26 protein-coding genes and 1 tRNA gene are annotated in these 22,934 nt (G+C 57.0%); 6 read left to right on the top strand and 21 right to left on the bottom strand.

Translation table 11 applies throughout. The features are described from left to right. Positions 1 to 5: 5 nt before the first annotated feature. From rlmN to trmJ, 12 genes are all read right to left on the bottom strand, one after another. Positions 6 to 1,151: a 23S rRNA (adenine(2503)-C(2))-methyltransferase RlmN gene (gene rlmN, locus QZH45_RS06340; protein WP_055135232.1), complete on the bottom strand. Its 1,146-nt coding sequence runs from the start codon at positions 1,149 to 1,151 to the stop codon at positions 6 to 8. Positions 1,152 to 1,178: 27 nt separating this feature from the next. After that, on the bottom strand, positions 1,179 to 1,604 hold the full coding sequence (ndk, locus tag QZH45_RS06335; RefSeq protein WP_003185145.1) for a nucleoside-diphosphate kinase: 426 nt from the start codon (positions 1,602 to 1,604) through the stop codon (positions 1,179 to 1,181). Between the two features lie 89 nt (positions 1,605 to 1,693). Continuing rightward, positions 1,694 to 1,894, bottom strand: a complete 201-nt coding sequence (gene iscX / locus QZH45_RS06330; protein ID WP_024777049.1) for a Fe-S cluster assembly protein IscX — start codon at positions 1,892 to 1,894, stop codon at positions 1,694 to 1,696. A gap of 13 nt (positions 1,895 to 1,907) precedes the next feature. Next, positions 1,908 to 2,249 carry an ISC system 2Fe-2S type ferredoxin gene (fdx, locus tag QZH45_RS06325; RefSeq protein WP_008014719.1) on the bottom strand — a complete coding sequence of 114 codons (342 nt, stop codon included), beginning with the start codon at positions 2,247 to 2,249 and terminating at the stop codon, positions 1,908 to 1,910. 3 nt (positions 2,250 to 2,252) lie between these two features. After that, entirely contained in the window at positions 2,253 to 4,115 is a 1,863-nt protein-coding gene (hscA, locus tag QZH45_RS06320) for a Fe-S protein assembly chaperone HscA (RefSeq protein ID WP_055135231.1), read from the bottom strand. 50 nt (positions 4,116 to 4,165) lie between these two features. Further along, positions 4,166 to 4,687, bottom strand: coding sequence for a co-chaperone HscB (gene hscB, locus QZH45_RS06315; RefSeq protein ID WP_024777047.1), 522 nt, complete (start codon positions 4,685 to 4,687; stop codon positions 4,166 to 4,168). 8 nt (positions 4,688 to 4,695) lie between these two features. After that, positions 4,696 to 5,019, bottom strand: a complete 324-nt coding sequence (gene iscA, locus QZH45_RS06310; protein WP_024777046.1) for an iron-sulfur cluster assembly protein IscA — start codon at positions 5,017 to 5,019, stop codon at positions 4,696 to 4,698. 23 nt (positions 5,020 to 5,042) lie between these two features. After that, positions 5,043 to 5,429: a Fe-S cluster assembly scaffold IscU gene (gene iscU / locus QZH45_RS06305; RefSeq protein WP_003185157.1), complete on the bottom strand. Its 387-nt coding sequence runs from the start codon at positions 5,427 to 5,429 to the stop codon at positions 5,043 to 5,045. A 43-nt stretch (positions 5,430 to 5,472) separates the two neighbouring features. Then, on the bottom strand, positions 5,473 to 6,687 hold the full coding sequence (locus QZH45_RS06300; RefSeq protein ID WP_053192634.1) for an IscS subfamily cysteine desulfurase: 1,215 nt from the start codon (positions 6,685 to 6,687) through the stop codon (positions 5,473 to 5,475). A gap of 50 nt (positions 6,688 to 6,737) precedes the next feature. Beyond that, on the bottom strand, positions 6,738 to 7,229 hold the full coding sequence (gene iscR, locus QZH45_RS06295) for a Fe-S cluster assembly transcriptional regulator IscR (RefSeq protein WP_024777044.1): 492 nt from the start codon (positions 7,227 to 7,229) through the stop codon (positions 6,738 to 6,740). 239 nt (positions 7,230 to 7,468) lie between these two features. Beyond that, positions 7,469 to 8,245, bottom strand: a complete 777-nt coding sequence (cysE, locus tag QZH45_RS06290) for a serine O-acetyltransferase (protein ID WP_024777043.1) — start codon at positions 8,243 to 8,245, stop codon at positions 7,469 to 7,471. 1 nt (position 8,246) lies between these two features. Continuing rightward, positions 8,247 to 9,017: a tRNA (cytosine(32)/uridine(32)-2'-O)-methyltransferase TrmJ gene (trmJ, locus tag QZH45_RS06285; RefSeq protein ID WP_055135230.1), complete on the bottom strand. Its 771-nt coding sequence runs from the start codon at positions 9,015 to 9,017 to the stop codon at positions 8,247 to 8,249. A 144-nt stretch (positions 9,018 to 9,161) separates the two neighbouring features. Between trmJ and suhB the strand changes: the two genes are divergently transcribed. After that, the gene (suhB, locus tag QZH45_RS06280; RefSeq protein ID WP_024777041.1) at positions 9,162 to 9,980 is read left to right on the top strand and encodes a type III secretion system regulator SuhB; all 819 of its coding nucleotides are present in this window, start codon (positions 9,162 to 9,164) and stop codon (positions 9,978 to 9,980) included. A gap of 156 nt (positions 9,981 to 10,136) precedes the next feature. Here suhB and QZH45_RS06275 read toward each other — a convergent pair whose 3' ends face one another. The 6 genes from QZH45_RS06275 to queA form a co-directional block, all read right to left on the bottom strand. Continuing rightward, positions 10,137 to 10,685, bottom strand: coding sequence for a glycine zipper 2TM domain-containing protein (locus QZH45_RS06275; RefSeq protein WP_047702176.1), 549 nt, complete (start codon positions 10,683 to 10,685; stop codon positions 10,137 to 10,139). 117 nt (positions 10,686 to 10,802) lie between these two features. Further along, the gene (gene secF / locus QZH45_RS06270) at positions 10,803 to 11,717 is read right to left on the bottom strand and encodes a protein translocase subunit SecF (protein WP_055135229.1); all 915 of its coding nucleotides are present in this window, start codon (positions 11,715 to 11,717) and stop codon (positions 10,803 to 10,805) included. A 9-nt stretch (positions 11,718 to 11,726) separates the two neighbouring features. Continuing rightward, on the bottom strand, positions 11,727 to 13,595 hold the full coding sequence (gene secD, locus QZH45_RS06265; RefSeq protein ID WP_053192630.1) for a protein translocase subunit SecD: 1,869 nt from the start codon (positions 13,593 to 13,595) through the stop codon (positions 11,727 to 11,729). A gap of 65 nt (positions 13,596 to 13,660) precedes the next feature. Further along, a complete protein-coding gene (gene yajC / locus QZH45_RS06260; RefSeq protein ID WP_024777037.1) occupies positions 13,661 to 13,996 on the bottom strand; it encodes a preprotein translocase subunit YajC in 336 nt (111 codons plus the stop codon). 43 nt (positions 13,997 to 14,039) lie between these two features. Then, the gene (gene tgt, locus QZH45_RS06255) at positions 14,040 to 15,155 is read right to left on the bottom strand and encodes a tRNA guanosine(34) transglycosylase Tgt (protein ID WP_162232179.1); all 1,116 of its coding nucleotides are present in this window, start codon (positions 15,153 to 15,155) and stop codon (positions 14,040 to 14,042) included. 14 nt (positions 15,156 to 15,169) lie between these two features. Then, the gene (gene queA / locus QZH45_RS06250; protein WP_053192626.1) at positions 15,170 to 16,219 is read right to left on the bottom strand and encodes a tRNA preQ1(34) S-adenosylmethionine ribosyltransferase-isomerase QueA; all 1,050 of its coding nucleotides are present in this window, start codon (positions 16,217 to 16,219) and stop codon (positions 15,170 to 15,172) included. A 108-nt stretch (positions 16,220 to 16,327) separates the two neighbouring features. On the opposite strand from queA, the gene QZH45_RS06245 reads away from it, so the two are divergent. From QZH45_RS06245 to QZH45_RS06225, 5 genes are all read left to right on the top strand, one after another. Beyond that, positions 16,328 to 16,412 (top strand) — tRNA-Leu (locus tag QZH45_RS06245). 283 nt (positions 16,413 to 16,695) lie between these two features. Further along, entirely contained in the window at positions 16,696 to 17,025 is a 330-nt protein-coding gene (locus QZH45_RS06240) for a hypothetical protein (protein ID WP_055135228.1), read from the top strand. A gap of 50 nt (positions 17,026 to 17,075) precedes the next feature. Further along, positions 17,076 to 17,369, top strand: coding sequence for a hypothetical protein (locus QZH45_RS06235; RefSeq protein ID WP_055135227.1), 294 nt, complete (start codon positions 17,076 to 17,078; stop codon positions 17,367 to 17,369). Between the two features lies 1 nt (position 17,370). Further along, positions 17,371 to 17,865: a hypothetical protein gene (locus QZH45_RS06230; RefSeq protein ID WP_055135226.1), complete on the top strand. Its 495-nt coding sequence runs from the start codon at positions 17,371 to 17,373 to the stop codon at positions 17,863 to 17,865. Positions 17,866 to 17,973: 108 nt separating this feature from the next. Then, positions 17,974 to 19,104 carry a hypothetical protein gene (locus QZH45_RS06225; RefSeq protein WP_152979012.1) on the top strand — a complete coding sequence of 377 codons (1,131 nt, stop codon included), beginning with the start codon at positions 17,974 to 17,976 and terminating at the stop codon, positions 19,102 to 19,104. Between the two features lie 568 nt (positions 19,105 to 19,672). On the opposite strand, the gene QZH45_RS06220 is transcribed toward QZH45_RS06225, so the two are convergent. The 3 genes from QZH45_RS06220 to QZH45_RS06210 are packed head-to-tail and all read right to left on the bottom strand — an operon-like array spanning position 19,673 to position 22,909. Further along, positions 19,673 to 20,635: a hypothetical protein gene (locus QZH45_RS06220; RefSeq protein ID WP_152979040.1), complete on the bottom strand. Its 963-nt coding sequence runs from the start codon at positions 20,633 to 20,635 to the stop codon at positions 19,673 to 19,675. Then, entirely contained in the window at positions 20,628 to 21,812 is a 1,185-nt protein-coding gene (locus QZH45_RS06215) for an AAA family ATPase (RefSeq protein WP_199275397.1), read from the bottom strand. Before QZH45_RS06215 ends, QZH45_RS06220 begins: the two co-directional genes overlap by 8 nt. Continuing rightward, the gene (locus QZH45_RS06210) at positions 21,809 to 22,909 is read right to left on the bottom strand and encodes a DUF262 domain-containing protein (RefSeq protein ID WP_055135223.1); all 1,101 of its coding nucleotides are present in this window, start codon (positions 22,907 to 22,909) and stop codon (positions 21,809 to 21,811) included. Before QZH45_RS06210 ends, QZH45_RS06215 begins: the two co-directional genes overlap by 4 nt. Positions 22,910 to 22,934: the final 25 nt, after the last annotated feature.

Here is a 22,934-nt window from a genome sequence, read left to right as displayed (position 1 = left end):
CTCTCTTAGTGACCGTTCGCAGCGTTCTGTACATCGTCGGCGGCATTCAACTCGCGCACGGCAATGTAGCGTTCGCTGCGACGGGTACGATCCAGCACCTGCCCGACCAGTTGACCACACGCCGCATCGATGTCTTCGCCGCGGGTGGTGCGCACGGTGACGTTGAAGCCCGCGTGATGAAGCTGATCCTGGAAGCGACGGATCGCGTTGTTGCTTGGACGCTCGTAACCGGAATGCGGGAACGGGTTGAACGGGATCAGGTTGATCTTGCACGGGATGTTCTTGAGCAGCTCGATCATCTCGACCGCATGTTCGACCTTGTCGTTCACATCCTTGAGCAGGGTGTACTCGATGGTCAGCACGCGCTTTTCGCCCAGGGCCGACATGTAGCGCTGGCATGAGTCCAGCAGCATCTTAAGCGGATACTTCTTGTTGATCGGTACCAATTGGTTACGCAATGCGTCATTGGGTGCGTGCAGTGACAACGCCAGGGAGACGTCGATGTGCTTGGCCAGCTCATCGATCATCGGCACCACGCCGGAGGTGGACAGGGTCACGCGGCGTTTGGAAATGCCATAGCCCAGGTCGTCCATCATCAAGTGCATGGCGGATACGACGTTGTCGAAGTTCAGCAGCGGCTCACCCATGCCCATCATCACCACGTTGGTGATGGCACGGTCGACGGTCGCCGGGACGCTGCCAAAGGATTTGTTGGCAATCCACACCTGGCCGATCACTTCGGCGGCGGTGAGGTTGCTGTTGAAGCCTTGCTTGCCGGTGGAGCAGAAACTGCAGTCCAGGGCACAGCCTGCCTGGGACGAAACGCACAAGGTGCCGCGCTTGCCCTGGGGAATGTAGACGGTCTCGACGCAGCTGCCGGACGCCACGCGCACCACCCACTTGCGGGTGCCGTCGCTGGAAATGTCCTCGCTGACCACTTCGGGGCCGCGAATCTCGGCAACGGCCTTGAGTTTTTCACGCAAGGCCTTGCCGACATTCGTCATGGCGTCGAAATCGTCGACGCCAAAGTGGTGAATCCATTTCATTACCTGACCGGCACGGAAACGCTTCTCCCCGATTGAGTCGAAGAATTTCTCCATTTCCGGCTGGGTCAAGCCCAACAGGTTAATCTTGCCGATCGATGCAGTCATGGTCTCACCCTCACTCACAAGCTTTACTTAGCGAGCGGTTACTTCAGTAGCGGCGAAAAAGTAGGCAATTTCGCGAGCAGCAGCGGCTTCGGAGTCCGAACCGTGGACGGCGTTGGCGTCGATGGACTCGGCGAAGTCTGCGCGGATGGTACCGGCGGCGGCTTCTTTAGGGTTGGTAGCGCCCATCAGCTCACGGTTGCGAGCAATGGCGTTTTCGCCTTCCAGAACCTGAACGACAACCGGGCCGGAAGTCATGAACGCAACCAGTTCACCGAAGAAACCGCGCTCGCTGTGCTCAGCGTAGAAGCCTTCGGCTTCGGCCTTGGACAGTTGCTTCATTTTCGAAGCGACGACGCGCAGGCCTGCGTCTTCGAAGCGGGTCACGATCTTGCCGATTACGTTTTTAGCAACGGCGTCAGGCTTGATGATGGAGAAAGTACGTTGAACAGCCATGGGTGTAACTCCAGAAACGGTAATGTGCGAAAAATTAAACCCGCGAATTATACGCGGGTTCATGGGTATTGCCTAACCTGCCAGGCCGATCAGTCGATTTCTTCGATCCAGAGCGCCTGGACCGCTTCCAACACCTTCTCGCCACAACGGCCAGAGGTACTGTCGAAGTCGTCAAGCTCCATGATCCAGTGCTGCAGATCGACGAAGTTGACCGTCATCGGGTCTACATCCGGCTTGGCTTCGGCCAACTCTTCAGCGATGCGTCGTACATCATTCCAACCATAGCTCATGACAGTCTCACCATCAGTGCGGGGCTTCAGCCGCATGGTTAAGCGAATATTTCGGGATCTCGACGGTCAGGTCTTCCGTACCGACGATGGCTTGGCAACCCAGGCGCGATTGCGCTTCCAGGCCCCAGGCCCGGTCGAGGAAATCTTCTTCCAGTTCGTCCGCTTCTTCCAGCGAATCGAACCCTTCACGGATGATGCAATGACAAGTGGTGCAGGCACAGACACCGCCGCAGGCACTTTCCATCTCGATATGGTGTTCATGGGCGAGCTCGAGAATGGAAATCCCAGGTTCAGCCTCCACAACCATGCCCTCGGGGCAGAACTTCTCGTGGGGTAAAAAAATCACCTGCGGCATCTATTACTCCTCGATTTCATTCAGGTTACGCCCCGCCAGGGCGGCTTTGACCGTCGAATCCAGGCGGCGGGCGGCAAAGGCATCGGTGACGTGCGACAGACGCTTGGTCTGCTGCTCGATGGCATAGCCATCGGTGCCTTTGATCAATTCGGACAATTCCTGCATCTGCAATTCGATGACCATGCGTTCTTCGGCGTCCAGCAGACGCTCACCGTCGGCCTCAAGGGCACCTTGCACGGCTTCGATCAGGCGCTGAGCGTCTACCTGCTGCTCGCGCAGCACGCGGGCCACCTTGTCGTCACCGGCGTACTGGAAGGAATCCTTGAGCATCCGGGCAATTTCGCCGTCGGTCAGGCCGTAGGAGGGCTTGACCTGAATGCTGGCTTCGACGCCCGAACCCAGCTCGCGGGCAGAGACATTGAGCAAGCCGTCGGCGTCGACCTGGAAGGTCACGCGGATCTTCGCCGCGCCGGCGACCATGGCCGGGATGCCGCGCAATTCGAAGCGCGCCAGGGAACGGCAGTCGCTGATGAGTTCACGCTCGCCTTGCAGCACGTGGATCATCATGGCCGACTGGCCGTCTTTATAGGTGGTGAAATCCTGGGCGCGAGCGACGGGGATGGTGGTGTTGCGCGGAATCACCTTCTCCATCAGGCCGCCCATGGTTTCCAGGCCCAGGGACAGCGGGATCACGTCGAGCAACAGCAGTTCGCCGCCGTCGCGCTTGTTGCCCGCCAGGGTATCGGCCTGGATCGCGGCGCCGATGGCGACCACCTGGTCCGGGTCGATTTCAGTCAGCGGTTGACGGCCAAAGGCCTCGGCAACGGCTTCGCGAACCCGCGGCACGCGAGTCGAGCCGCCGACCATGACCACAGCCTTGACGTCTTCGACCTCGACGCCGGAATCGCGCACAGCGCGGCGGCAGGCCTTGAGACTGCGGGCGACCATCGGTTCGATCAGCGCATTGAAGGCTTCGCGGCTCAAGGAGGCTTCCCAGTCGCCATAGACGACCTCGACACTCATCGCGTCGGTCAGGGCTTCCTTGGCGGCGCAGGCGGTTTGCAGCAGGTGACGTTGCGCACCCGGATCAAGGTCGGCGGACAGGCCCGCCTGCTCGATGATCCAGCCGGCGATGGCGTGGTCGAAGTCATCGCCGCCCAGGGCGCTGTCGCCGCCGGTGGCCAGGACTTCGAAAACACCGCCGGTCAGGCGCAGAATCGAGATATCAAAGGTACCGCCGCCCAGGTCGTAGATGGCGACCAGGCCTTCGGCATGCTGGTCCAGACCATACGCCACCGCAGCGGCGGTCGGCTCGTTGAGCAGGCGCAGCACGTTCAGGCCGGCCAGTTTGGCCGCATCCTTGGTGGCTTGGCGCTGGGCGTCGTCGAAGTAGGCCGGGACGGTGATGACCGCACCTACCAGTTCACCGCCCAACGCGGCTTCGGCGCGTTGACGCAGGACCTTGAGGATGTCGGCCGACACTTCCACCGGGCTTTTCGGGCCCTGCACGGTGTCGATGAACGGCATGTGGGACTCGCCGCCGACGAAGCGGTACGGCAGTTGATCGCCCAATTGCTTGACGTCGGACAGGCCACGTCCCATCAGGCGCTTGACCGACACGATGGTGTTCAGCGGATCGGTCGCGGCGGCCAGCTTGGCCGAATCGCCCACTTCGACGCGATCGGCGTGGTAGCGGACGGCGGACGGCAGAATCACCCGTCCCTGCTCGTCGGCCAGCGGCTCGGAAAGGCCGCTGCGCAACGCAGCGACCAGGGAATTGGTGGTACCCAAGTCGATCCCCACAGCCAGGCGACGCTGGTGCGGTTGTGGACTTTGGCCGGGTTCGGCGATCTGCAGTAGGGCCATCGTAATCAGGACTTATCTGTAATCAGGCGTGCGACCGGAGCGGCACTGGGTTAATCGTCGAGGCGCTCTTCTAGTTGGCGCACTTCGTAGGTGAGCTTGTCGAGGAACTGCATGCGCCGCATCAGGCGTTCGGCCTGTTCGCGTTGCGCGGCATCGTTCCAGCAGGCTGCGAAGCTTTCATTCAGGGTTTGCTGGGCGTCCCTCAAGCGGCGCTTGAACGTGGCGACACCCGCCAGGTCGGCACTGTCCTGCAGGTCTTCGAGCTCTTCGCGCCACTGCATCTGCTGCAGAAGAAACTCGGGATCGTGCACCGTGACTTCCAGGGGCAGTTCATGACCGCTGATGGCAAGCAGGTATCGCGCACGCTTGGCCGGGCTCTTGAGCGTCTGGTAGGCCTCGTTGAGGTTCGCGGACTGCTCGAGCGCCCGCCGCTGCTCGGCCTCGGAGGCGTCCGCGAAGCGGTCCGGATGGACACCTCGGGCCAGCTCGAGATAACGCGCCGACAGTTCATCGAGATCCAGGCTGAAACCCGGCTGCATCTGGAACAAGGCAAAATGACAAGGAGTACCCACGAGCTGCCTCAGATGTTGAAGCTTTCGCCGCAGCCACATTCACCGCGCACGTTGGGGTTGTTGAACTTGAAGCCTTCGTTCAACCCTTCCTTGACGAAATCCAGCTCGGTGCCGTCCAGGTACGTCAGGCTCTTCGGGTCGATGATCACTTTCTGACCATGACTTTCGAACACCTGATCGTCTTCGCCGACTTCATCGACGAACTCCAGTACATAGGCAAGGCCGGAACAACCCGTGGTGCGAACACCCAGGCGGATGCCCTCGCCCTTGCCGCGCCCCGCGAGGGAGCGCTGTATGTGCCTGGCGGCTGCTTCTGTCATCTGGATAGCCATGAAAACTCCTTACCTGTCGCGGTTCAGATCAAGCCTTTCTTCTGCTTGTAGTCGCGAACGGCAGCCTTGATGGCGTCTTCAGCGAGTACCGAGCAGTGGATTTTCACTGGCGGCAGGGCCAGTTCTTCGGCCAGCTGGGTGTTCTTGATGGTTTCGGCTTCATCAAGGGTCTTGCCCTTCATCCACTCTGTGGCCAGGGAGCTGGACGCGATGGCCGAGCCGCAGCCGTAGGTCTTGAACTTGGCATCTTCGATGATGCCTTGCTCGTTGACCTTGATCTGCAGACGCATCACGTCGCCGCACGCCGGGGCGCCGACCATGCCGGTGCCGACATCAGGATCCTGCGCGTCCATCTTGCCGACGTTGCGCGGGTTCTCGTAGTGGTCGATGACCTTTTCGCTATATGCCATTTGCTTCAATCCTCATCAGTGGAGCCGCTCTGGTGGCGACTTCTCAGTGCGCCGCCCATTCGATTTTCGAAATGTCGACGCCGTCTTTGTACATGTCCCACAGCGGCGAAAGTGCGCGCAGCTTGGTGACGGCCTCGCAGACTTTCTGCGCGGCGTAATCGATTTCTTCTTCGGTGGTGAAGCGGCCGAAGGTGAAGCGGATCGAACTGTGGGCCAGTTCGTCGTTGCGGCCCAGGGCGCGCAGTACATACGAAGGCTCGAGGGACGCAGAGGTGCACGCCGAACCGGACGACACGGCCAGATCCTTGAGCGCCATGATCAGCGACTCGCCTTCAACGTAGTTGAAGCTCAGGTTCAGATTGTGCGGTACGCGGGCGGTCATGCTGCCGTTGACGTAGAGCTCTTCCAGGTGCTCGACCTGCTTGAAGAAACGGTCGCTCAGGGCCTTGATGCGCACGTTCTCGGCGGCCATGTCTTCCTTGGCCACACGGAAGGCTTCGCCCATGCCGACGATCTGGTGGGTCGCCAGGGTGCCGGAACGCATGCCACGCTCGTGACCGCCGCCGTGCATGGTCGCTTCGAGGCGAACACGCGGCTTGCGGCTCACGTACAGCGCGCCGATGCCTTTAGGACCGTAGGTCTTGTGGGCGGAGAACGACATCAGGTCGACTTTGAGCTTCGACAGATCGATGTCGACCTTGCCGGTGGACTGGGCCGCGTCGACGTGGAACAGGACGCCCCGGGAACGGGTCAGCTCGCCGATGGCTTCGATATCGTTGATGGTGCCGATTTCGTTGTTCACGTGCATGATCGAAACCAGGATGGTGTCGTCGCGCAGTGCGGCTTCAACCATGGCCGGGGTGATCAGGCCGTCTTCGCCAGGCTCGATGTAGGTGACTTCGAAACCTTCACGCTCCAGTTGGCGCGTGGTGTCCAGGACAGCCTTGTGCTCGATCTTGGAGGTGATCAGGTGCTTGCCCTTGGTGTGATAGAAGTGCGCGACACCCTTGATTGCCAGGTTGTCGGACTCGGTGGCACCGGAGGTCCAGACGATTTCACGCGGGTCCGCGTTGACCAGGTCAGCGACCTGGCGACGGGCGTTCTCGACCGACTCCTCGGCTTTCCAGCCGAACACGTGGGAGCGGGAGGCCGGGTTACCGAAGTTTCCGTCGACCAGCAGGCATTCACTCATCTTCTGCGCGACACGTGGGTCAACCGGGGTGGTCGCAGAGTAATCAAGGTAAATCGGCAATTTCATGGACTCTCTCCTAAATCAGGCTGGCTGGCGTTCCGCTTGCTCTGCGGCAGTCATTCGACGGCGGACGCTTCAATCTTGTCCAGGTGCGGCGCCTTGCCATTGCAACGGCGCTGGTCCTGACGCTGGGCTACTTCTTGCACCTCACGGCGAGTGACAAGGTCAGCCAAGCTGATACCGCTCAGAAACTCGTGGATCTGCAGGCTCAAGTCGCACCACAGATGATGGGTCAGGCAAGTATCGCCGCCATGGCAGTCGCCCAACCCCTGACATTTGGTCGCATCGACCGATTCGTTCACCGCATCGATCACCTGGGCGACCTGGATGCCTTGCATGTCCCGCGACAGCTGATAGCCGCCACCGGGACCACGCACACTGGACACCAGGTTGCTGCGACGCAGCTTGGCGAACAGTTGTTCAAGGTAAGACAGGGAAATGCCCTGGCGCTCGGAGATATCGGCCAGGGACACCGGCCCGTGCTGCGCATGCAATGCCAGATCCAGCATTGCGGTCACGGCGTATCGGCCTTTTGTAGTCAGTCGCATGGACAATTACCACGGAGTTCGGAATGGGGCGAGTATGCAATTCCCGAGTAATTAAGTCAACTATAAGACCTAGTGTAGCACTCGGGTTTACCCGCGAAAGAGCGCGCGCATGATAGCAAAGGCTGATTGCCGGGGACCAGCGATACCGCGTTATCGTTCATCGCGGGCAAGCCTTGCTCCCACAGACCCAGTGGAGACCTCTGTGGGAGCAAGGCTTGCCCGCGATGCAGACGCCTCGATCAGCCGACCTGGCTCTGATCCTTGTCCTTCACACACGCGAAATCTTCCTCGCGCAGTTCAGGCAGGTCCTTGGCACAGTAATTACTGCCCAGGTCCTTCAGGGCGCCGCACATCCCCTCCAGGCGGCCGTCGACGGCCTGCAGGTGATCGAGCAGTTGGTTGATGGCGCGGGCAACCGGGTCGGGCATGTCTTCGCCGACACCGTAGGCATCGAAGCCGATTTTCTCGGCCATGGCCTTACGCCGGGCGTCCTGCTCGTCATCGGACTTGATGATGATCCGCCCCGGAATACCCACCACGGTCGCGCCAGGCGGCACGGCCTTGGTAACCACGGCGTTGGAGCCGACCTTCGCCCCCGCACCCACGGTGAACGGACCGAGTACCTTGGCGCCCGCGCCGACCACCACACCGTCACCCAGGGTCGGGTGGCGCTTGCCCTTGTTCCAACTGGTACCGCCCAGGGTCACCCCCTGATACAGGGTCACGTCATCGCCGATTTCGGCAGTTTCGCCGATGACGATGCCCATGCCGTGGTCGATGAAGAACCGGCGACCGACCTTGGCGCCCGGATGGATCTCGATCCCGGTCAGCCAGCGGCCGAAGTTGGAAACCAGCCGTGCCAGCCACTTCCAGCCCATATTCCACAAGGCGCCGGACAGCCGATGGAGCCAGATCGCGTGCATTCCCGGGTAGCAGGTCAGCACTTCAAAGGCGTTGCGCGCCGCCGGGTCACGATGGAAAACGCTTTGGATATCTTCACGCAAACGATCGAACATTTTAATCCTTCCGCTTAATCAGCTCGCCACGGGCCGCTTTTTGGGTTTCCGTGAGGATGCCGCGCAATATATTCATCTCCGCCCGGCTGACCGAGCTTCGTCCGTACAACCGACGCAGGCGCGCCATCAAGTGCCGAGGCTTGTCCGGGTCGAGGAATTCGATGTCCACCAGGGTCTGTTCCAGGTGTTCATAGAATCGCTCCAGTTCGTCCATGGTCGCCAGTGTCTCACTGCGCGGCGACGTCGCCTCATATTTTTCGACCTTGCTTGGCCTGCCTTCGGCTGCCAGCCAGGCCATACGCACCTCATAGCTCAACACCTGCACCGCCGCCCCAAGGTTCAGGGAACTGAATCCGGGGTCGGAAGGGATATGCACGTGAAAGTGACATCGATGCAGCTCGTCGTTGGTCAGGCCGGAGTCTTCACGGCCGAACACCAGTGCGATTTCGATACCCTGCGCGGCCTCCTCGACCACTTTCGTCCCGCATTCGCGGGGATCGAGCAATGGCCAGGGGATGCGGCGGTCGCGGGCACTGGTGCCGAGCACCAGATTGCAACCCACCAGGGCGTCTTCCAGGGTGGCGACGACCTGGGCACCGGCCAGGATGTCACCGGCACCGGAAGCCCGGGCGTCGGCTTCGTGATGAGGAAACAAGCGAGGCTCGACCAGCACCAGCCGCGACAGGCCCATGTTCTTCATGGCCCGCGCAGCTCCGCCGATATTGCCCGGATGGCTGGTATTGACCAGGACGACACGAATGTTCTGCAACAAGGGAGGCGCTCTCGAACACGATAAAGGGAGCAAATCTTACCTAAGCACCTACCGTTAAGCTATGAAAGCGAACGCCAACCTTCTCCTCGGAAAACTTTCTGATAGAATGCCCGGCTTTCTTTAACAACCTTAGGTGACACATCCATGCAGCCCATGCTGAATATCGCGCTGCGCGCCGCCCGCAGCGCCAGTGAACTGATCTTCCGCTCCATCGAGCGCCTGGATACCATCAAGGTCGATGAAAAAGACGCCAAGGACTACGTGTCCGAGGTTGATCGTGCCGCCGAACAGAAAATCGTCGATGCCCTGCGCAAGGCTTACCCGAACCACTCGATCATGGGTGAAGAGACCGGCATGCACGCCGGCACCGGCATCGAGGGCGAAGAGTACCTGTGGATCATCGATCCACTGGACGGCACCACCAACTTCCTGCGCGGCATTCCTCACTTCGCCGTCAGCATCGCCTGCAAATACCGTGGCCGCCTGGAACACGCCGTTGTGCTGGATCCGGTTCGCCAGGAAGAATTCACTGCCAGCCGTGGCCGTGGCGCCCAACTGAACGGTCGCCGCCTGCGGGTGAGCGGTCGCACCAGCCTGGACGGCGCCCTGCTGGGTACCGGCTTCCCGTTCCGCGATGACCAGATGGACAATCTGGACAACTACCTGGGCATGTTCCGCGCCCTGGTCGGCCAGACCGCCGGCATCCGCCGCGCCGGCGCCGCAAGCCTGGACCTGGCTTATGTGGCGGCAGGCCGTTTTGATGCATTCTGGGAATCGGGCCTGTCCGAATGGGACATGGCAGCGGGCGCCCTGCTGATCCAGGAAGCGGGCGGCCTGGTGAGCGACTTTACCGGCGGTCACGACTTCCTTGAAAAAGGTCATATCGTTGCCGGCAACACCAAGTGCTTCAAGGCTGTGCTTACCGCAATCCAGCCGCATCTGCCGACTTCGTTGAAGCGTTAAGCAACTCGGCTACAGAAAAAGCACCCTTCGGGGTGTTTTTTTATGCCTGATTTTCGGTAATTGATCGTTCCCACGCGCCGCGTGGGAACGATCTACAGCCCAGAATTCAGGCGCAAAAAAAGCACCCCGAAGGGTGCTTTTTTCATAGCGGCTGGATCACTGCGCCGGTTGGTTCTGGCCCAGGATCAGTTGGCCTTCCTTGTTCACCGGGATCTGGTTGCCCGGGTCGCGGTCCATGCGAACCTTGCCTTCCTTGCCGTCGAGCATGTAGCGCACGTCGTAGCCAACCACCTTATCGCTGATGTCATTGACAGTGTTGCAGCGAGTTTGGGTGGTGGTGTACGTGTCGCGTTCCTGCATGCCTTCCTGAATCTTGTTACCGGCATAACCACCACCGGCTGCACCGGCCACGGTGGCGATTTTCTTGCCGGTGCCGCCGCCGATCTGGTTACCCAACAGGCCACCCGCCACGGCGCCCAACACAGTACCGGCGATCTGATGTTGATCCTGGACCGGCCGCTGCCGGGTCACGGTGACGTCCTTGCAGACTTCACGCGGGGTTTTGATCTGAGTCTTGACCGGCTCCACCGCCAGTACTTGTGCATACTCAGGACCACTTTTCACCAAGCTGTAGGTGGCGACCGCACCACCGGCAGTGACACCGACAGCACCCAATACCGCACCAACCAGCATCGATTTGTTCACTTGAACCTCCTGGCCATCACCAGCGGAATAATCCGCTCTTCTCCCAGCCTTGGAGCATAAAAAAAGGCGCGAGTTCAACTCGCGCCTTTTCAGCGGTGACGGGCGGAGCGACGAGCCTTACGGACGGTCGTCCACTTCAGTGTCGGTGGCCGCCGGAGGAATCAGGTCCTCAGTGCTCAGGTTCAGCCAGATCAGCACCACGTTGGCGATGTAGATCGACGAGTAGGTACCCGCCAGCACACCGATAAACAGCGCAATGGAGAAACCGAACAAGTTGTCGCCACCGAAGAACAGCAACGCGGCAATCGCCAGCAAGGTGGAGATCGACGTCGCCATGGTCCGCAGCAGGGTCTGAGTGGTCGAGATGTTGATGTTCTCGATCAGCGAGGCCTTGCGCAGTACGCGGAAGTTCTCACGCACCCGGTCGAACACCACGATGGTGTCGTTGAGCGAGTAACCGATGATCGCCAGCACCGCCGCCAGCACCGTCAGGTCGAAGGTGACCTGGAAGAACGACAGGATACCCAGAGTCACGACCACGTCGTGGATCAGCGAGACAATGGCGCCCACCGCAAACTTCCACTGAAAGCGGAAGGCCAGGTAGATCAGGATCCCGCCCAGCGCCATCAGCATGCCGAGGCCGCCCTGGTCGCGCAGTTCTTCACCCACTTGCGGGCCCACGAACTCGACGCGCTTGACCTGCGCCGGGTTGTCGCCGCCGGCCTTCTGCAAGGCTTCGGCGACCTGGTGGCCCAGTTGCGGGTCTTCACCCGGCATGCGCACCAGCAGGTCGGTGGTTGCACCGAAGCTCTGCACGATGGCCTCGCTGTAGCCCGAGCTCGCCAACTGCTCACGCACCTTGGTCACGTCGGCCGGATGCTCGTAGGTCAGCTCGATGAGCGTACCGCCGGTGAAGTCCAGGCCGTAGTTCAGGCCCTTGGTGGCCCAACTGAACAATGCCAGCACAGTGAGGAACAATGTGACGCCGAACGCAACGTTGCGAACGCCCATGAAGTTGATTGTACGTAACATGGCAGCCCCTTAAATCCACAACTTCTTGAAGTCACGACCGCCAAAGATCAGGTTGACCATCGCGCGGGTCACCATGATGGCTGTGAACATCGAGGTAAAGATCCCGAGGGACATGGTCACTGCGAAGCCCTTGACCGGGCCGGTGCCCATGGCGAAGAGAATCCCGCCTACCAGCAACGTGGTCAGGTTGGCGTCGAGGATCGCGGTGAATGCCCGGCCGAAGCCTTCGTTGATTGCACGCTGGATCGACATGCCCGCGGCGATCTCTTCACGTATCCGCGAGAAGATCAGCACGTTGGCGTCCACCGCCATACCCATGGTCAACACGATACCGGCGATACCCGGCAGGGTCAGCGTGGCACCCAGCAGCGACATCAGGGCCAGCAGCATCACCATGTTCACCGCCAGCGCGACGGTGGCGATGATGCCGAAGAAGCGATAGATGGCGATGATGAACAGCGACACAAACAGCATGCCCCACAGCGACGCATCGATACCCTTGGTGATGTTGTCCGCACCCAGGCTCGGGCCGATGGTGCGCTCTTCAGCGAAGTACATCGGTGCGGCCAGGCCACCGGCGCGCAGCAGAAGGGCCAGCTCGGAGGATTCACCCTGGCCGTTCAGACCGGTGATGCGGAACTGGCTGCCCAGTGGCGACTGGATGGTCGCCAGGCTGATGATCTTTTTCTCTTCCTTGAACGTCTGCACCGCAACGTCTTTCTCGACGCCGTTGACCACCTGCCTGGTGTAGGTGGTGACCGGCTTCTGCTCGATGAAGATCACTGCCATGCTGCGACCGACGTTGCTGCGCGTGGCGCGGCTCATCAGTTCGCCGCCGTGGCCGTCGAGGTGGATGTTCACCTGTGGACGACCGTGCTCGTCGAAGCTCGCCTTGGCGTCGGTGACCTGGTCACCGGTGATGATCAGGCCGCGCTCGATCTGCGCCGCCGGGCGGTTGCCCTCACGGAACTCGAAGCTCTCGGAAGTGGCCTTGGACGCACCCGGCTCGGCCGCGAGGCGGAACTCCAGGTTGGCGGTCTTGCCGAGGATACGCTTGGCTTCGGCGGTGTCCTGCACACCCGGCAGCTCGACCACGATGCGGTTGGCGCCCTGGCGCTGCACGATCGGTTCGGCCACACCCAGCTCGTTGACCCGGTTACGCACGGTGGTCAAGTTCTGCTTGATGGAGTATTCGCGGATTTCCGCCAGCTTGGCCGGGGTCATCGCCAGACGCAGCACCGGTTGGCCATTGAGGTCGGCCGGCACAATGTCGAAATCGTTGAAGGTCTTGCGGACCAGCGCACGGGCCTGTTCGCGGGTATCTTCATCGCTGAAGCCCAGCTGAATGGCACCGTTGAAGGCCGGCAGGCTGCGATAGCGCACGCGCTCTTTACGCAACAGGCTCTTGACGTCGCCTTCGTAGACTTTCATCCGCGCGTCGAGGGCTTTGTCCATGTCCACTTCCAGCAGGAAGTGCACACCGCCGGACAAGTCCAGGCCCAGCTTCATCGGATGCGCGCCGAATTTGCGCAGCCATTGCGGGGTGGTCTGGGCCAGGTTCAGGGCTACGACGTAATCGTCACCCAACGCCTTGCGCACCACGTCCTTGGCCGGCAGCTGGTCTTCAGCCTTGGCCAGGCGCAACAGGCCGCCCTTGCCGTTATCGGCAACAGACGCAGCCTTGACTTCGATACCGGAGGTCTTGAGCGCTGCGCTCGCACGGTCCAGATCCGCCTGGGTGACCTGCAAGGCAGTGCTTGCGCCACTGACCTGAATGGCCGGGTCATCCGGGTAGAGGTTGGGAGCGGAATAAATCAGACCGATCGCCAGCACCGCCAGGATCAGTACATATTTCCACAGAGGGTATTTGTTCAGCATCACGCCGCCCGCTTATGACGCGGGGCGCCTTGCGCGCCCCGTCGATTGAAGAGATGTTTGAAACCTTAGATCGCTTTCAGCGTGCCTTTTGGCAGCGTGGCCGCGATAGCGCCCTTCTGGAACTTCATTTCAACGGTGTCGGACACTTCCAGCACCACGAAATCGTCGGCCACTTTGGTGATCTTGCCGGCGATACCGCCAGTGGTCACCACTTCGTCGCCCTTCTGCAGGCTGCCAAGCAGGTTCTTCTGCTCTTTGGCGCGCTTGGCCTGTGGACGCCAGATCATCAGGTAGAAGATGACCAGGAAGCCGACCAGGAAAATCCACTCGAAACCGCCACCCATAGGCGCGGCTGCGGGAGCAGCGGCATCAGCCATGGCGTTAGAGATAAAAAAGCTCATTTAGCACTCCAGTTGCAAGTATTGAATCTAGGGATCGGAAAACTCAGTCCAAAGGCGGAACAGGCAACCCGCGCTTGGCATAGAAGGCCTCGACGAAGGCGGCCAATGTACCCTGTTGAATAGCCTCGCGCAAACCAGCCATAAGCACCTGGTAATGGCGCAAATTGTGGATCGTATTCAGCATGCTACCGAGCATTTCGCCGCACTTGTCCAAATGATGCAGATAAGCGCGGGAGAAGTTCTTGCACGTGTAGCAGTCGCAGGTCGGATCCAGCGGCGAACTATCATGGCGATGGAACGCGTTACGGATCTTTAGCACGCCCGTGTCGATGAACAGATGCCCATTGCGGGCATTACGGGTTGGCATCACGCAATCGAACATGTCCACCCCGCGGCGCACACCCTCAACCAGATCTTCCGGTTTGCCAACGCCCATAAGGTAACGAGGTTTGTCAGCGGGCATCTGACCCGGCAGATAATCCAGCACCTTGATCATCTCGTGCTTGGGCTCACCCACCGACAGGCCGCCAATGGCCAGACCGTCGAAGCCGATCTTGTCCAGGCCTTCGAGGGAGCGCATGCGCAGGTCCTGGTGCATGCCGCCCTGGACGATACCGAACAGCGCCGCCGTGTTGTCGCCATGGGCGTTCTTGGAGCGCTGGGCCCAGCGCAACGACAGCTCCATGGACACCCGTGCGACGTCCTCATCGGCCGGGTACGGGGTGCATTCGTCGAAAATCATCACGATGTCCGAGCCCAGGTCGCGCTGGACCTGCATCGACTCTTCCGGGCCCATGAACACCTTGGCGCCATCCACCGGCGAGGCGAAGGTCACGCCCTCCTCCTTGATCTTGCGCATGGCGCCCAGGCTGAACACCTGGAAACCGCCGGAGTCGGTCAGGATCGGGCCTTTCCACTGCATGAAATCGTGCAAGTCGCCGTGGGCCTTGATCACTTCCATGCCCGGACGCAGCCACAGGTGGAAGGTGTTGCCCAGGATGATCTCCGCGCCGATGGCCTCGATGTCCCGTGGCAGCATGCCCTTGACCGTGCCGTAGGTGCCCACCGGCATGAACGCCGGGGTTTCCACCGTACCGCGGGGGAAGGTCAGGCGACCGCGACGTGCCTTGCCATCGGTGGCCAGCAACTCGAAGGACATGCGACAGGTGCGACTCATACTGTTTCCTCGGGCCCGCGTGGCGCGGGGTTACGGGTGATGAACATCGCATCACCGTAGCTGAAAAAGCGGTAACCATGCTCGACGGCGGCCTTGTAGGCGGCCATGGCTTCGGGATAACCGGCGAACGCCGAAACCAGCATCAACAGCGTGGATTCGGGCAAATGGAAATTGGTGACCAGGGCATCGACCACATGAAACGGCCGGCCCGGGTAGATGAAGATATCGGTGTCGCCGCTGAACGGCTTGAGCACGCCATCGCGGGCAGCGCTTTCCAGGGACCGCACGCTGGTGGTCCCCACCGCCACCACCCGCCCGCCGCGAGCGCGACAGGCCGCCACGGCATCGACCACGTCCTGGCTCACTTCCAGCCATTCGCTGTGCATGTGGTGGTCTTCGATACGCTCCACCCGCACCGGCTGGAACGTACCAGCGCCGACGTGCAGCGTCACGAACGTGGTCTCGACGCCCTTGGCGGCAATCGCCTCCAGCAACGGCTGATCGAAATGCAGCCCCGCCGTCGGCGCCGCCACCGCCCCCAGGCGCTCGGCGTACACGGTCTGATAGCGCTCGCGGTCCGAACCTTCGTCCGGGCGATCTATATAAGGAGGCAACGGCATGTGCCCGACACGGTCGAGCAGCGGCAACACCTCTTCGGCAAACGCCAGCTCGAACAACGCATCATGCCGCGCCACCATCACCGCCTCGCCGCCACCGTCGATCAGGATCGACGAACCGGGTTTAGGCGACTTGCTGGAGCGCACATGGGCCAGCACACGGTGACTGTCCAGCACCCGTTCCACCAGAATCTCCAGCTTGCCGCCGGAGGCCTTCTGGCCAAACAACCGCGCCGGAATCACCCGGGTATTGTTGAACACCATCAAATCGCCCGGGCGCAAATGCTCAAGCAAATCAGTGAATTGACGGTGAGCCATGGCACCGCTGACCCCATCCAGGGTCAACAGTCGACTGGCGCGACGCTCGGCCAGAGGGTGGCGAGCGATCAGCGAATCCGGGAGTTCGAAGGTAAAGTCAGCAACACGCATGATGGGGTTCGTCTAGCAGGGCCGGAAAGTCTAGCGGAAATATCAAAAATTCACCATGAAACGTGATTGACCAACGGTAGGCACCTCTCTATACTTCGCCGCCATTGAGCCCTGATGGCGGAATTGGTAGACGCGGCGGATTCAAAATCCGTTTTCGAAAGGAGTGGGAGTTCGAGTCTCCCTCGGGGCACCATCTTAAAGAAAGACCTTGAAATTCAAGGTCTTTTTTTTCGCCTGCAGGAAAGTGGTTGGCGATGACCCAAGCCAATCCCGATGATTGGCTTGGGTCTGCTTGGGTCATGGCTAATCACTCCCTTTGTGGCGAGGGGATTTATCCCCGCTGGGGCGCGAAGCGGCCCCCAAATACCCACGACCCCAGCATCCCCAAGGTCGGCCCCAATCCGCTTCCCAAGACATGAGCCATCAACCCAGTCTCACCACATCCCCCTCACCCAGTCACTAAGGACTTCACCCCCATGGAATTGCTGCTGGAAACGGTCGCTCTTTACTCGCTGAAGCTGGCTTATGAGACGGAAGGCCACAGCCCGATCCTGCGGGATGATCCGTTGATGGGCGGGTGTGATCGGGAGGTTTTTGGGTTGCTGGTGCGGCGAGGGGATGTGGCAGGGATTCAGAGTGAAATCTGTCGGTGCTTGGATCTGGCGCTGGCGGCAGTAGGTGGGGTGGATACGGTCCTTGGTTGTGAGCTGCATCGTTTGGCAAAGAATTTTGGTGCTGCACAAACGATGGAAGGGCTTTATGCTCCAGCTATCATTCTGAGGGATTATCTGCGGGATGTTCTTTGAGCAGGACATGACACATTTATTTACGCCGGTTGGCCCGTCAGGAGGAAATCATGATCAACTTTAAAGAGGCTGAAGCGGCCGCCCGTAATGGCTTCAATGATTTTGTACAGGGAGCAAGTAACATAGTTCTGGAGGAGATTGTCATTTCAGATGACAATTCGCGGTATGAGGTGACCTTTAGCTACGATATCGACCGTACCCCCTCACCGCTCTCAGGAACTCGTACTAGAACGCCGCTTTTTGAATTGGCCACTGTTTTGGGCAAGCGGAAAGAGTACAAGACTTTTTTAGTCTCATCTAAAGATGGATCACTCAAGGGATTCAAGCGTTACAAAGGCCAATAAGATGGCCAAAAACAAAAAAAGATCGGTGCCCAGCCACAAAAGAAACATAATTATTGATACCAACCTTCTGCTATTGCTGATAATTGGCAGCGTAGAAGAAGGCAGGTTCATCTCCAGCTCGAAGCGACTGAAAGACTTTAGCGTTGGCGACTATGATTTGCTGCTTAAAGCCATCCAACCATTTGGAGAGGGCTGCACAACGAAATACATTGCCGCAGAGGTCTCCAACCTTCTAGATTTAAAGGGTTATGCTCAAGAGAAAGCCTTTGAAATTGCCAGAACCATTTTTGAAACATTCAAAGAGATAGATTCCAATCTCAACGACGACCTGCAAAACCCCTACTTCCCGCAATTTGGATTGACTGACTCTAAACTAATAGAGCTATCATCCACTCATTTAATATTCACCGCCGACGACCGACTATCCCCTCTATTATGGGGATCTGGTGAGGGAAACGTTTACTCTCTCGCGATGATAAGAGCACTTGCAGCTTAAGATCGAGCGAGCGGTCCGCCTCGGATAGACTCGCAAATTATCTGGCCGTTTTTCACGCTCTCTTCTACGTAACCATGGATTGGCAAACGAATTGAAGGACTGAGATTGATGTCAATTTCAATAGGGGATTTTTTCTACCCTTACGTAAAATTTCTCCACGGCGCTGCCTACAACCTGCACCAGATCCTGGAAGGTCTTGGCGTCGTATCATCGACCTTCACCGGGCGTAACGACGCTGGGCAAATCACTGGAACTTACTGGTCACCCGATGAAGCGATGGTGAGCACGCTGGGCTATCTGATGATGCTGTCACTGCTGCTGATTCCCCTGCTAGCAGCAGCGGCCTTTACAGTGAGCAAGAAGCGAGGCGTGTTCATCTTCTTCGCGCTCTTGCTCCTACCAGGCGTGTTGAACTGCCTGGGCTTTTTCCCAATCATCAATTATCTGCCCATTCGTTACACCGTTAATGGCGTTGGAAAGCTGGGCAGCGAAGTCGGGCTGATTCCCCTGTTGATGCTTTGCGCCCTCACTGGATGGGCTGTCATGGTTCTTATTTATGACAACCTCAACCTCACCGAACGCTTCCGCCAAGTATATGATCACTTCTGGTTTCCGCTGGCATTGGTTGCAGCAGTATTTTTCGTGGCGGACAACGGCGCCAATGAAGACGCCGCACTGCTGAAGGAAGCGACAGCAAGCATCCAGGACGCCAGCGCGTTCCTGTTGGGCCAGATCAGGCGCTACGATGATTACTGTAAGACCAATGGCTTGGATAGCCTGAAGTCGTGCCAGTGGAGCAGCAATTCACAGTGGACCTTTACTCACATCAAGGAAGGTGAAGTCGGCTACTTCATAGGTTACGCACCGGACGACTCCAAAGGGTTCTACGCCGCGAATAGAAGAACCATGAGTGATGAGGACGTGACCGCCATTCGCACAAAGATCAACGACTACAACCAACGGTTGTGCCCCGTGAAGTACCTCTCTAACGTCATCTCGCGCTCATCGCCACTCTCCAGCACCTGCGAGTACGTCCCCCGCGGCTACTGCTCGGTCAGTCCTGATGGTCCGCCGGGACTTGTAGACAAAAATATCAGCAGCCACACCGTAGCCTTGGCCAGCGAATGCATCATTCCCTGGCTCGCCGGTGCCAAGCCTTCCCTGAAGCAGTTGTCGGCGCTAGTCAGCCAACATGACAAAGCCAAGAGCGTTGGCTGTATTTCCTTGCTGTCGCTGTAGCGGTCGGAGCAAAAGTGGCCTTGGCGACTACCAAGCTGTGTTTGATTGATGCACGGCCTGCGGCTGATAGGCGTCGTGTTCTTAGGGCTGCACGGCATCGCCTGGGCCAGTGTCTCCGTGCACTGAAGCGCCTGCTGGTCGGTTTTGGTCAATTTGCATGGGGCGCTGCGACACGCGTATCTAAGCTGCTTAAACGAGGAAAAGCACGGGGAGACTAATACTCTACCGCTAGACATACCGAGCGCCGGGCGTTTACGCCAAGCCAATCTAGGTAACAAAGGAGACGGACCAGCTCAGCTATAGAAAGTGAATCGCCCCCTTTTTTCATTCCATGGTCGTTTCCTCGCGAGCACCGGGTTCAGCAGCCGTGGTAATACGAGGTGGCGAGACGGTAAGCGTGAATTAGGGTTGTGGCTAGTGAGGGATGTTGGTTAGCAGCGGGTGGGTGGTGACAGTAAGTATCGACTCGGGATGCAGTGATCAAGAGGGAAGGTACGGAATTCCTGGCCGACAGCTGAGAAATGAATCCGCCCCCCTTTCCTCGACAAAACACACCACTCTTAAATATTTATTTTTTCGTTATTTTAGGTCCTACAAAAAGAATTTTTATATTTCTTTGCTTCGATGGGCGAGGCCATTCAAAATGAATTCTTATCTTCGGTGAATTAATTTTTCCGTGCCAAGGAGCGAACACATGGACACCATCCGGATCTAAAAACGTTAGCTCTGCTCTAAAATCTATTTTATTAGATTCCGACTCGTCAGTAAAATAAGGTGCCTCACCTATAAAATAAGTATTATATAGCTCCGTTGCAACATCATTACGAGAGCCGTCATCATTGGTGTTTTCGGCGATCCTATCGAGAACCCTCAACAAAACAAGCACCCTCTTACAAGCACCCTGAGAAAAAGGCGTTGCAATTAAATTTAGATGCGGCTCATGCACAAAGGTTAAAAATCGAAACGAACCAACAGCGACTTGCAGCATTTCCTCCCAGCTCGCAGGCAGAGGAATAAAAGCACGCAACTTCTCACCAACATGTTCTATATCCCAAATATTCTCAACCTCATAATTACCAACTACAAGATCATCCAAGCTATGCGATATCAAAATCGGCGTACCACAGAAATTGAACTCGCCACCTATAAAGCTATAAGACCACGCATTCACGCCTAACGAATGCAGCCTTCCTGCCTCGCCCAACCCCTGCTCCGTTATATTTACGCCCTCATAATTAAAACTATCAAAATCAACCTCTGCACGGGCATCATCCCAAAACGGCCCATGATTGGTGAGCCAAGTCATTATCTGCAGCCTAACATCGCGCTCAAAATTTTCAGCCACATATCTGATCAGAGGCTTATCATCACATACAATACTATTTATCAAATTTCTTGAGCACCTAACCAGCTCACGAGCTATAGCCAACGAAGATATCAACTTTACCGTTGAGATTAATTGTTGATTTAACGAACGAATACCATCAGCTTGGCGCTTTAAAGAAAGATCGTTAACTATAAGTCTATCCATTATTCCACCCAGCCAGCTCTGCTAGATCTTTCTCAGCCTGATCAAAAAACCCTTGAGGCCAATCACTCAAACTACCCTCAGGGGAAACTAGCGATGTGACAATTGGCGGAGGCTCATTTTCGGATTGCCTGCCGCCCTGAAAGAAATGAATAAGGATATTCTCAGAGCTTATAACAGCTTGCTTCGCAGCAATGCGCACTCCATTTAATATATGATCGCTGTGAGTCTCAACCACTACTTGTACACCACTTTCGGCAATAGCTGCTAAAAACACGCCGATTCTGGACTGTCCTAGCGGATGCAAATGTGCTTCCGGGCTATCGATTACAATTGCTTGCCCTTTTTTTGCAAGCAAACATGCAACCAATATCGGAAAAACATAAGTCAAACCATATCCAATGTTTCCAGGCCTCCGCCAGTTATCAGTAGGACCTGATCGAAACTGCAACTTTATGAAATCAGTTCCTGGAATCTTATTTGCATTCGCTTCAACACCAGGAAAAATACTGGAAGCCCAAGCATTAAACTGTCGCCTGAACGTCCTAGCAGAATCCGATGGATGGCAGCGGCTTTGTGGAACTTCTTCATCAATATATTTGGCAAACCACCATGCAGCGTACTCGCCATTAGGCCCCACATCTGCATGAGTTACAGAGCTCCTTCTAGGCGCAGAATATATATCTAGCGCACCATTCCTAGTAGCACTGATATAAATAATATCATTAATTGTTTCACTTAAGGTTCCTTCTTTTCTCGTTGACACTCCAGAAATAGACAGCAAGGCTGTCATCACCTCTGAACCAGTTGAAAAAGTTTTGACTTCACCCAACTCAGTTTTTACAATCTTCCTTACAAACAAATTGCTATCACTATCGCTATTTGCTTGAAGATCAAAAGCGATACACTCAGTCTCCGAATGCACCTCAATGCCAGTTGAATTTCCTTTCGACTGGTCATTTACGATATCTCCCGGCGACCCCAGATTTATCATCGACCCGTTAATTAACAATTCGGGACTTACTACTTTCTCCTTGCAGGTTTGTGTGATAGCCAGTAACGCCTGAGTGGCAGTCGACTTGCCAGCGGCATTAAAGCCGGTAAGCAAGGTCAAAGGTCTAAAATCCAAGGACAGTTTCAGAAAACATTTGAAATCTGTCAGTCCAATCTTCTCAATCACAGCAGAGCCTCCATTATTTTACTTCTCCCTATACTAAACCTATTACTCACCTGCTTAGTGCTGTTTGTTGAATAAGAAATTGAATTTGCAAAATCCTCATCAGCGATCAGGCCTTTAACTGCAGCCCTAAGGGCTGCTTGGTTTTGGAGAACTGAATCTTTATCAACTCCCGCAAAAACTACTGACAGGACATCGAACAGCGCAATATTTAAAACAGATCTGTTAGCATGCGGCAAGGCACCTAACGACTTTCGAAATGCATGATCTTTAAATAGAAATTTATTAACCCTCATCGAGTGAATAAAAGCCTCAGAAATTTCGTTTCTTTCATTTGGTGGCAGCCCATTAAACATATCCAGACCGGAGGCCAGAAAATAATCCATATCCCCCCCTCTATAAGAGGCCTCACCTAACAGATAGAACGCTAGAAAACGATTTATAGCTTCTCTGTCACGCATTTTCTTTCTATCTAACGAGCCTCCCGTCGTGGTAATAAAAGTTTCATTATTGGCAGCTTCCTTTAACCACAAAGTAGCAGGCCCATTGTAAAGACAGTTGCGCATTTGTTGACGAGTAAGAGGATCGCCACTATTTACCCTCTCGAATATGTCAAGCTTCGCTCTTTCCGGCGCCTTAGCATCCAAGATATACAAAGTAAGCTGAGTATCCTCGATTCGCTCCTGCAGACTCACGTGCAAGTCTTCATATTTATCGCCGGTTAAAGGATGTTTTTTTTCCTCAGCGCCAGAGTCCAAGCCGGACAATGCAAACTGGTTATTCAGATAACGATAAAAACTTGTAAGACGCTGAAGGCCATCGACAACAATAATTCTTCCATCCTTGGCTTCAGCCACATAAAATACCGGAAGCGGAATTCTCATCAAACACGATTCAATGAGACGCGACTGTTTCTCAGCACTCCACACAAAGTCTCGCTGAAAATCCGGATTTAGAATAAATCTATCAGCACCAATTCTTTTTACAACTTCACCAACGGTACGCTGCTCAGTTCTGACGAAAACTGAGTCCAAGGGATACTCCCCCCAGCCCATACCTTGCTGCTCGTCAATCCCCTCTAAATTCTCTTCATCACTCATAAGCACGATCTCAACATAAGGGCAA

This window comes from Pseudomonas corrugata (genome assembly GCF_050920615.1).
In the GTDB taxonomy this organism is placed as follows: domain Bacteria; phylum Pseudomonadota; class Gammaproteobacteria; order Pseudomonadales; family Pseudomonadaceae; genus Aquipseudomonas; species Aquipseudomonas corrugata.
Note: the sequence above shows the minus strand (reverse complement) of the source record. Positions and strands in the feature narration are given on the sequence as shown.

Bases quoted from the DNA above. Each gene is read 5' to 3' on its own strand.
- rlmN (WP_055135232.1), bottom strand. From the start codon at position 1,151: ATGACTGCATCGATCGGCAAGATTAACCTGTTGGGCTTGACCCAGCCG.
- ndk (WP_003185145.1), bottom strand. From the start codon at position 1,604: ATGGCTGTTCAACGTACTTTCTCCATCATCAAGCCTGACGCCGTTGCT.
- iscX (WP_024777049.1), bottom strand. From the start codon at position 1,894: ATGAGCTATGGTTGGAATGATGTACGACGCATCGCTGAAGAGTTGGCC.
- fdx (WP_008014719.1), bottom strand. From the start codon at position 2,249: ATGCCGCAGGTGATTTTTTTACCCCACGAGAAGTTCTGCCCCGAGGGC.
- hscA (WP_055135231.1), bottom strand. From the start codon at position 4,115: ATGGCCCTACTGCAGATCGCCGAACCCGGCCAAAGTCCACAACCGCAC.
- iscA (WP_024777046.1), bottom strand. From the start codon at position 5,019: ATGGCTATCCAGATGACAGAAGCAGCCGCCAGGCACATACAGCGCTCC.
- iscU (WP_003185157.1), bottom strand. From the start codon at position 5,429: ATGGCATATAGCGAAAAGGTCATCGACCACTACGAGAACCCGCGCAAC.
- QZH45_RS06300 (WP_053192634.1), bottom strand. From the start codon at position 6,687: ATGAAATTGCCGATTTACCTTGATTACTCTGCGACCACCCCGGTTGAC.
- iscR (WP_024777044.1), bottom strand. From the start codon at position 7,229: ATGCGACTGACTACAAAAGGCCGATACGCCGTGACCGCAATGCTGGAT.
- cysE (WP_024777043.1), bottom strand. From the start codon at position 8,245: ATGTTCGATCGTTTGCGTGAAGATATCCAAAGCGTTTTCCATCGTGAC.
- suhB (WP_024777041.1), top strand. From the start codon at position 9,162: ATGCAGCCCATGCTGAATATCGCGCTGCGCGCCGCCCGCAGCGCCAGT.
- secF (WP_055135229.1), bottom strand. From the start codon at position 11,717: ATGTTACGTACAATCAACTTCATGGGCGTTCGCAACGTTGCGTTCGGC.
- secD (WP_053192630.1), bottom strand. From the start codon at position 13,595: ATGCTGAACAAATACCCTCTGTGGAAATATGTACTGATCCTGGCGGTG.
- yajC (WP_024777037.1), bottom strand. From the start codon at position 13,996: ATGAGCTTTTTTATCTCTAACGCCATGGCTGATGCCGCTGCTCCCGCA.
- tgt (WP_162232179.1), bottom strand. From the start codon at position 15,155: ATGTCCTTCGAGTTGCTGGCCACCGATGGCAAGGCACGTCGCGGTCGC.
- queA (WP_053192626.1), bottom strand. From the start codon at position 16,219: ATGCGTGTTGCTGACTTTACCTTCGAACTCCCGGATTCGCTGATCGCT.
- QZH45_RS06240 (WP_055135228.1), top strand. From the start codon at position 16,696: ATGGAATTGCTGCTGGAAACGGTCGCTCTTTACTCGCTGAAGCTGGCT.
- QZH45_RS06235 (WP_055135227.1), top strand. From the start codon at position 17,076: ATGATCAACTTTAAAGAGGCTGAAGCGGCCGCCCGTAATGGCTTCAAT.
- QZH45_RS06230 (WP_055135226.1), top strand. From the start codon at position 17,371: ATGGCCAAAAACAAAAAAAGATCGGTGCCCAGCCACAAAAGAAACATA.
- QZH45_RS06225 (WP_152979012.1), top strand. From the start codon at position 17,974: ATGTCAATTTCAATAGGGGATTTTTTCTACCCTTACGTAAAATTTCTC.
- QZH45_RS06220 (WP_152979040.1), bottom strand. From the start codon at position 20,635: ATGGATAGACTTATAGTTAACGATCTTTCTTTAAAGCGCCAAGCTGAT.
- QZH45_RS06210 (WP_055135223.1), bottom strand. From the start codon at position 22,909: ATGAGTGATGAAGAGAATTTAGAGGGGATTGACGAGCAGCAAGGTATG.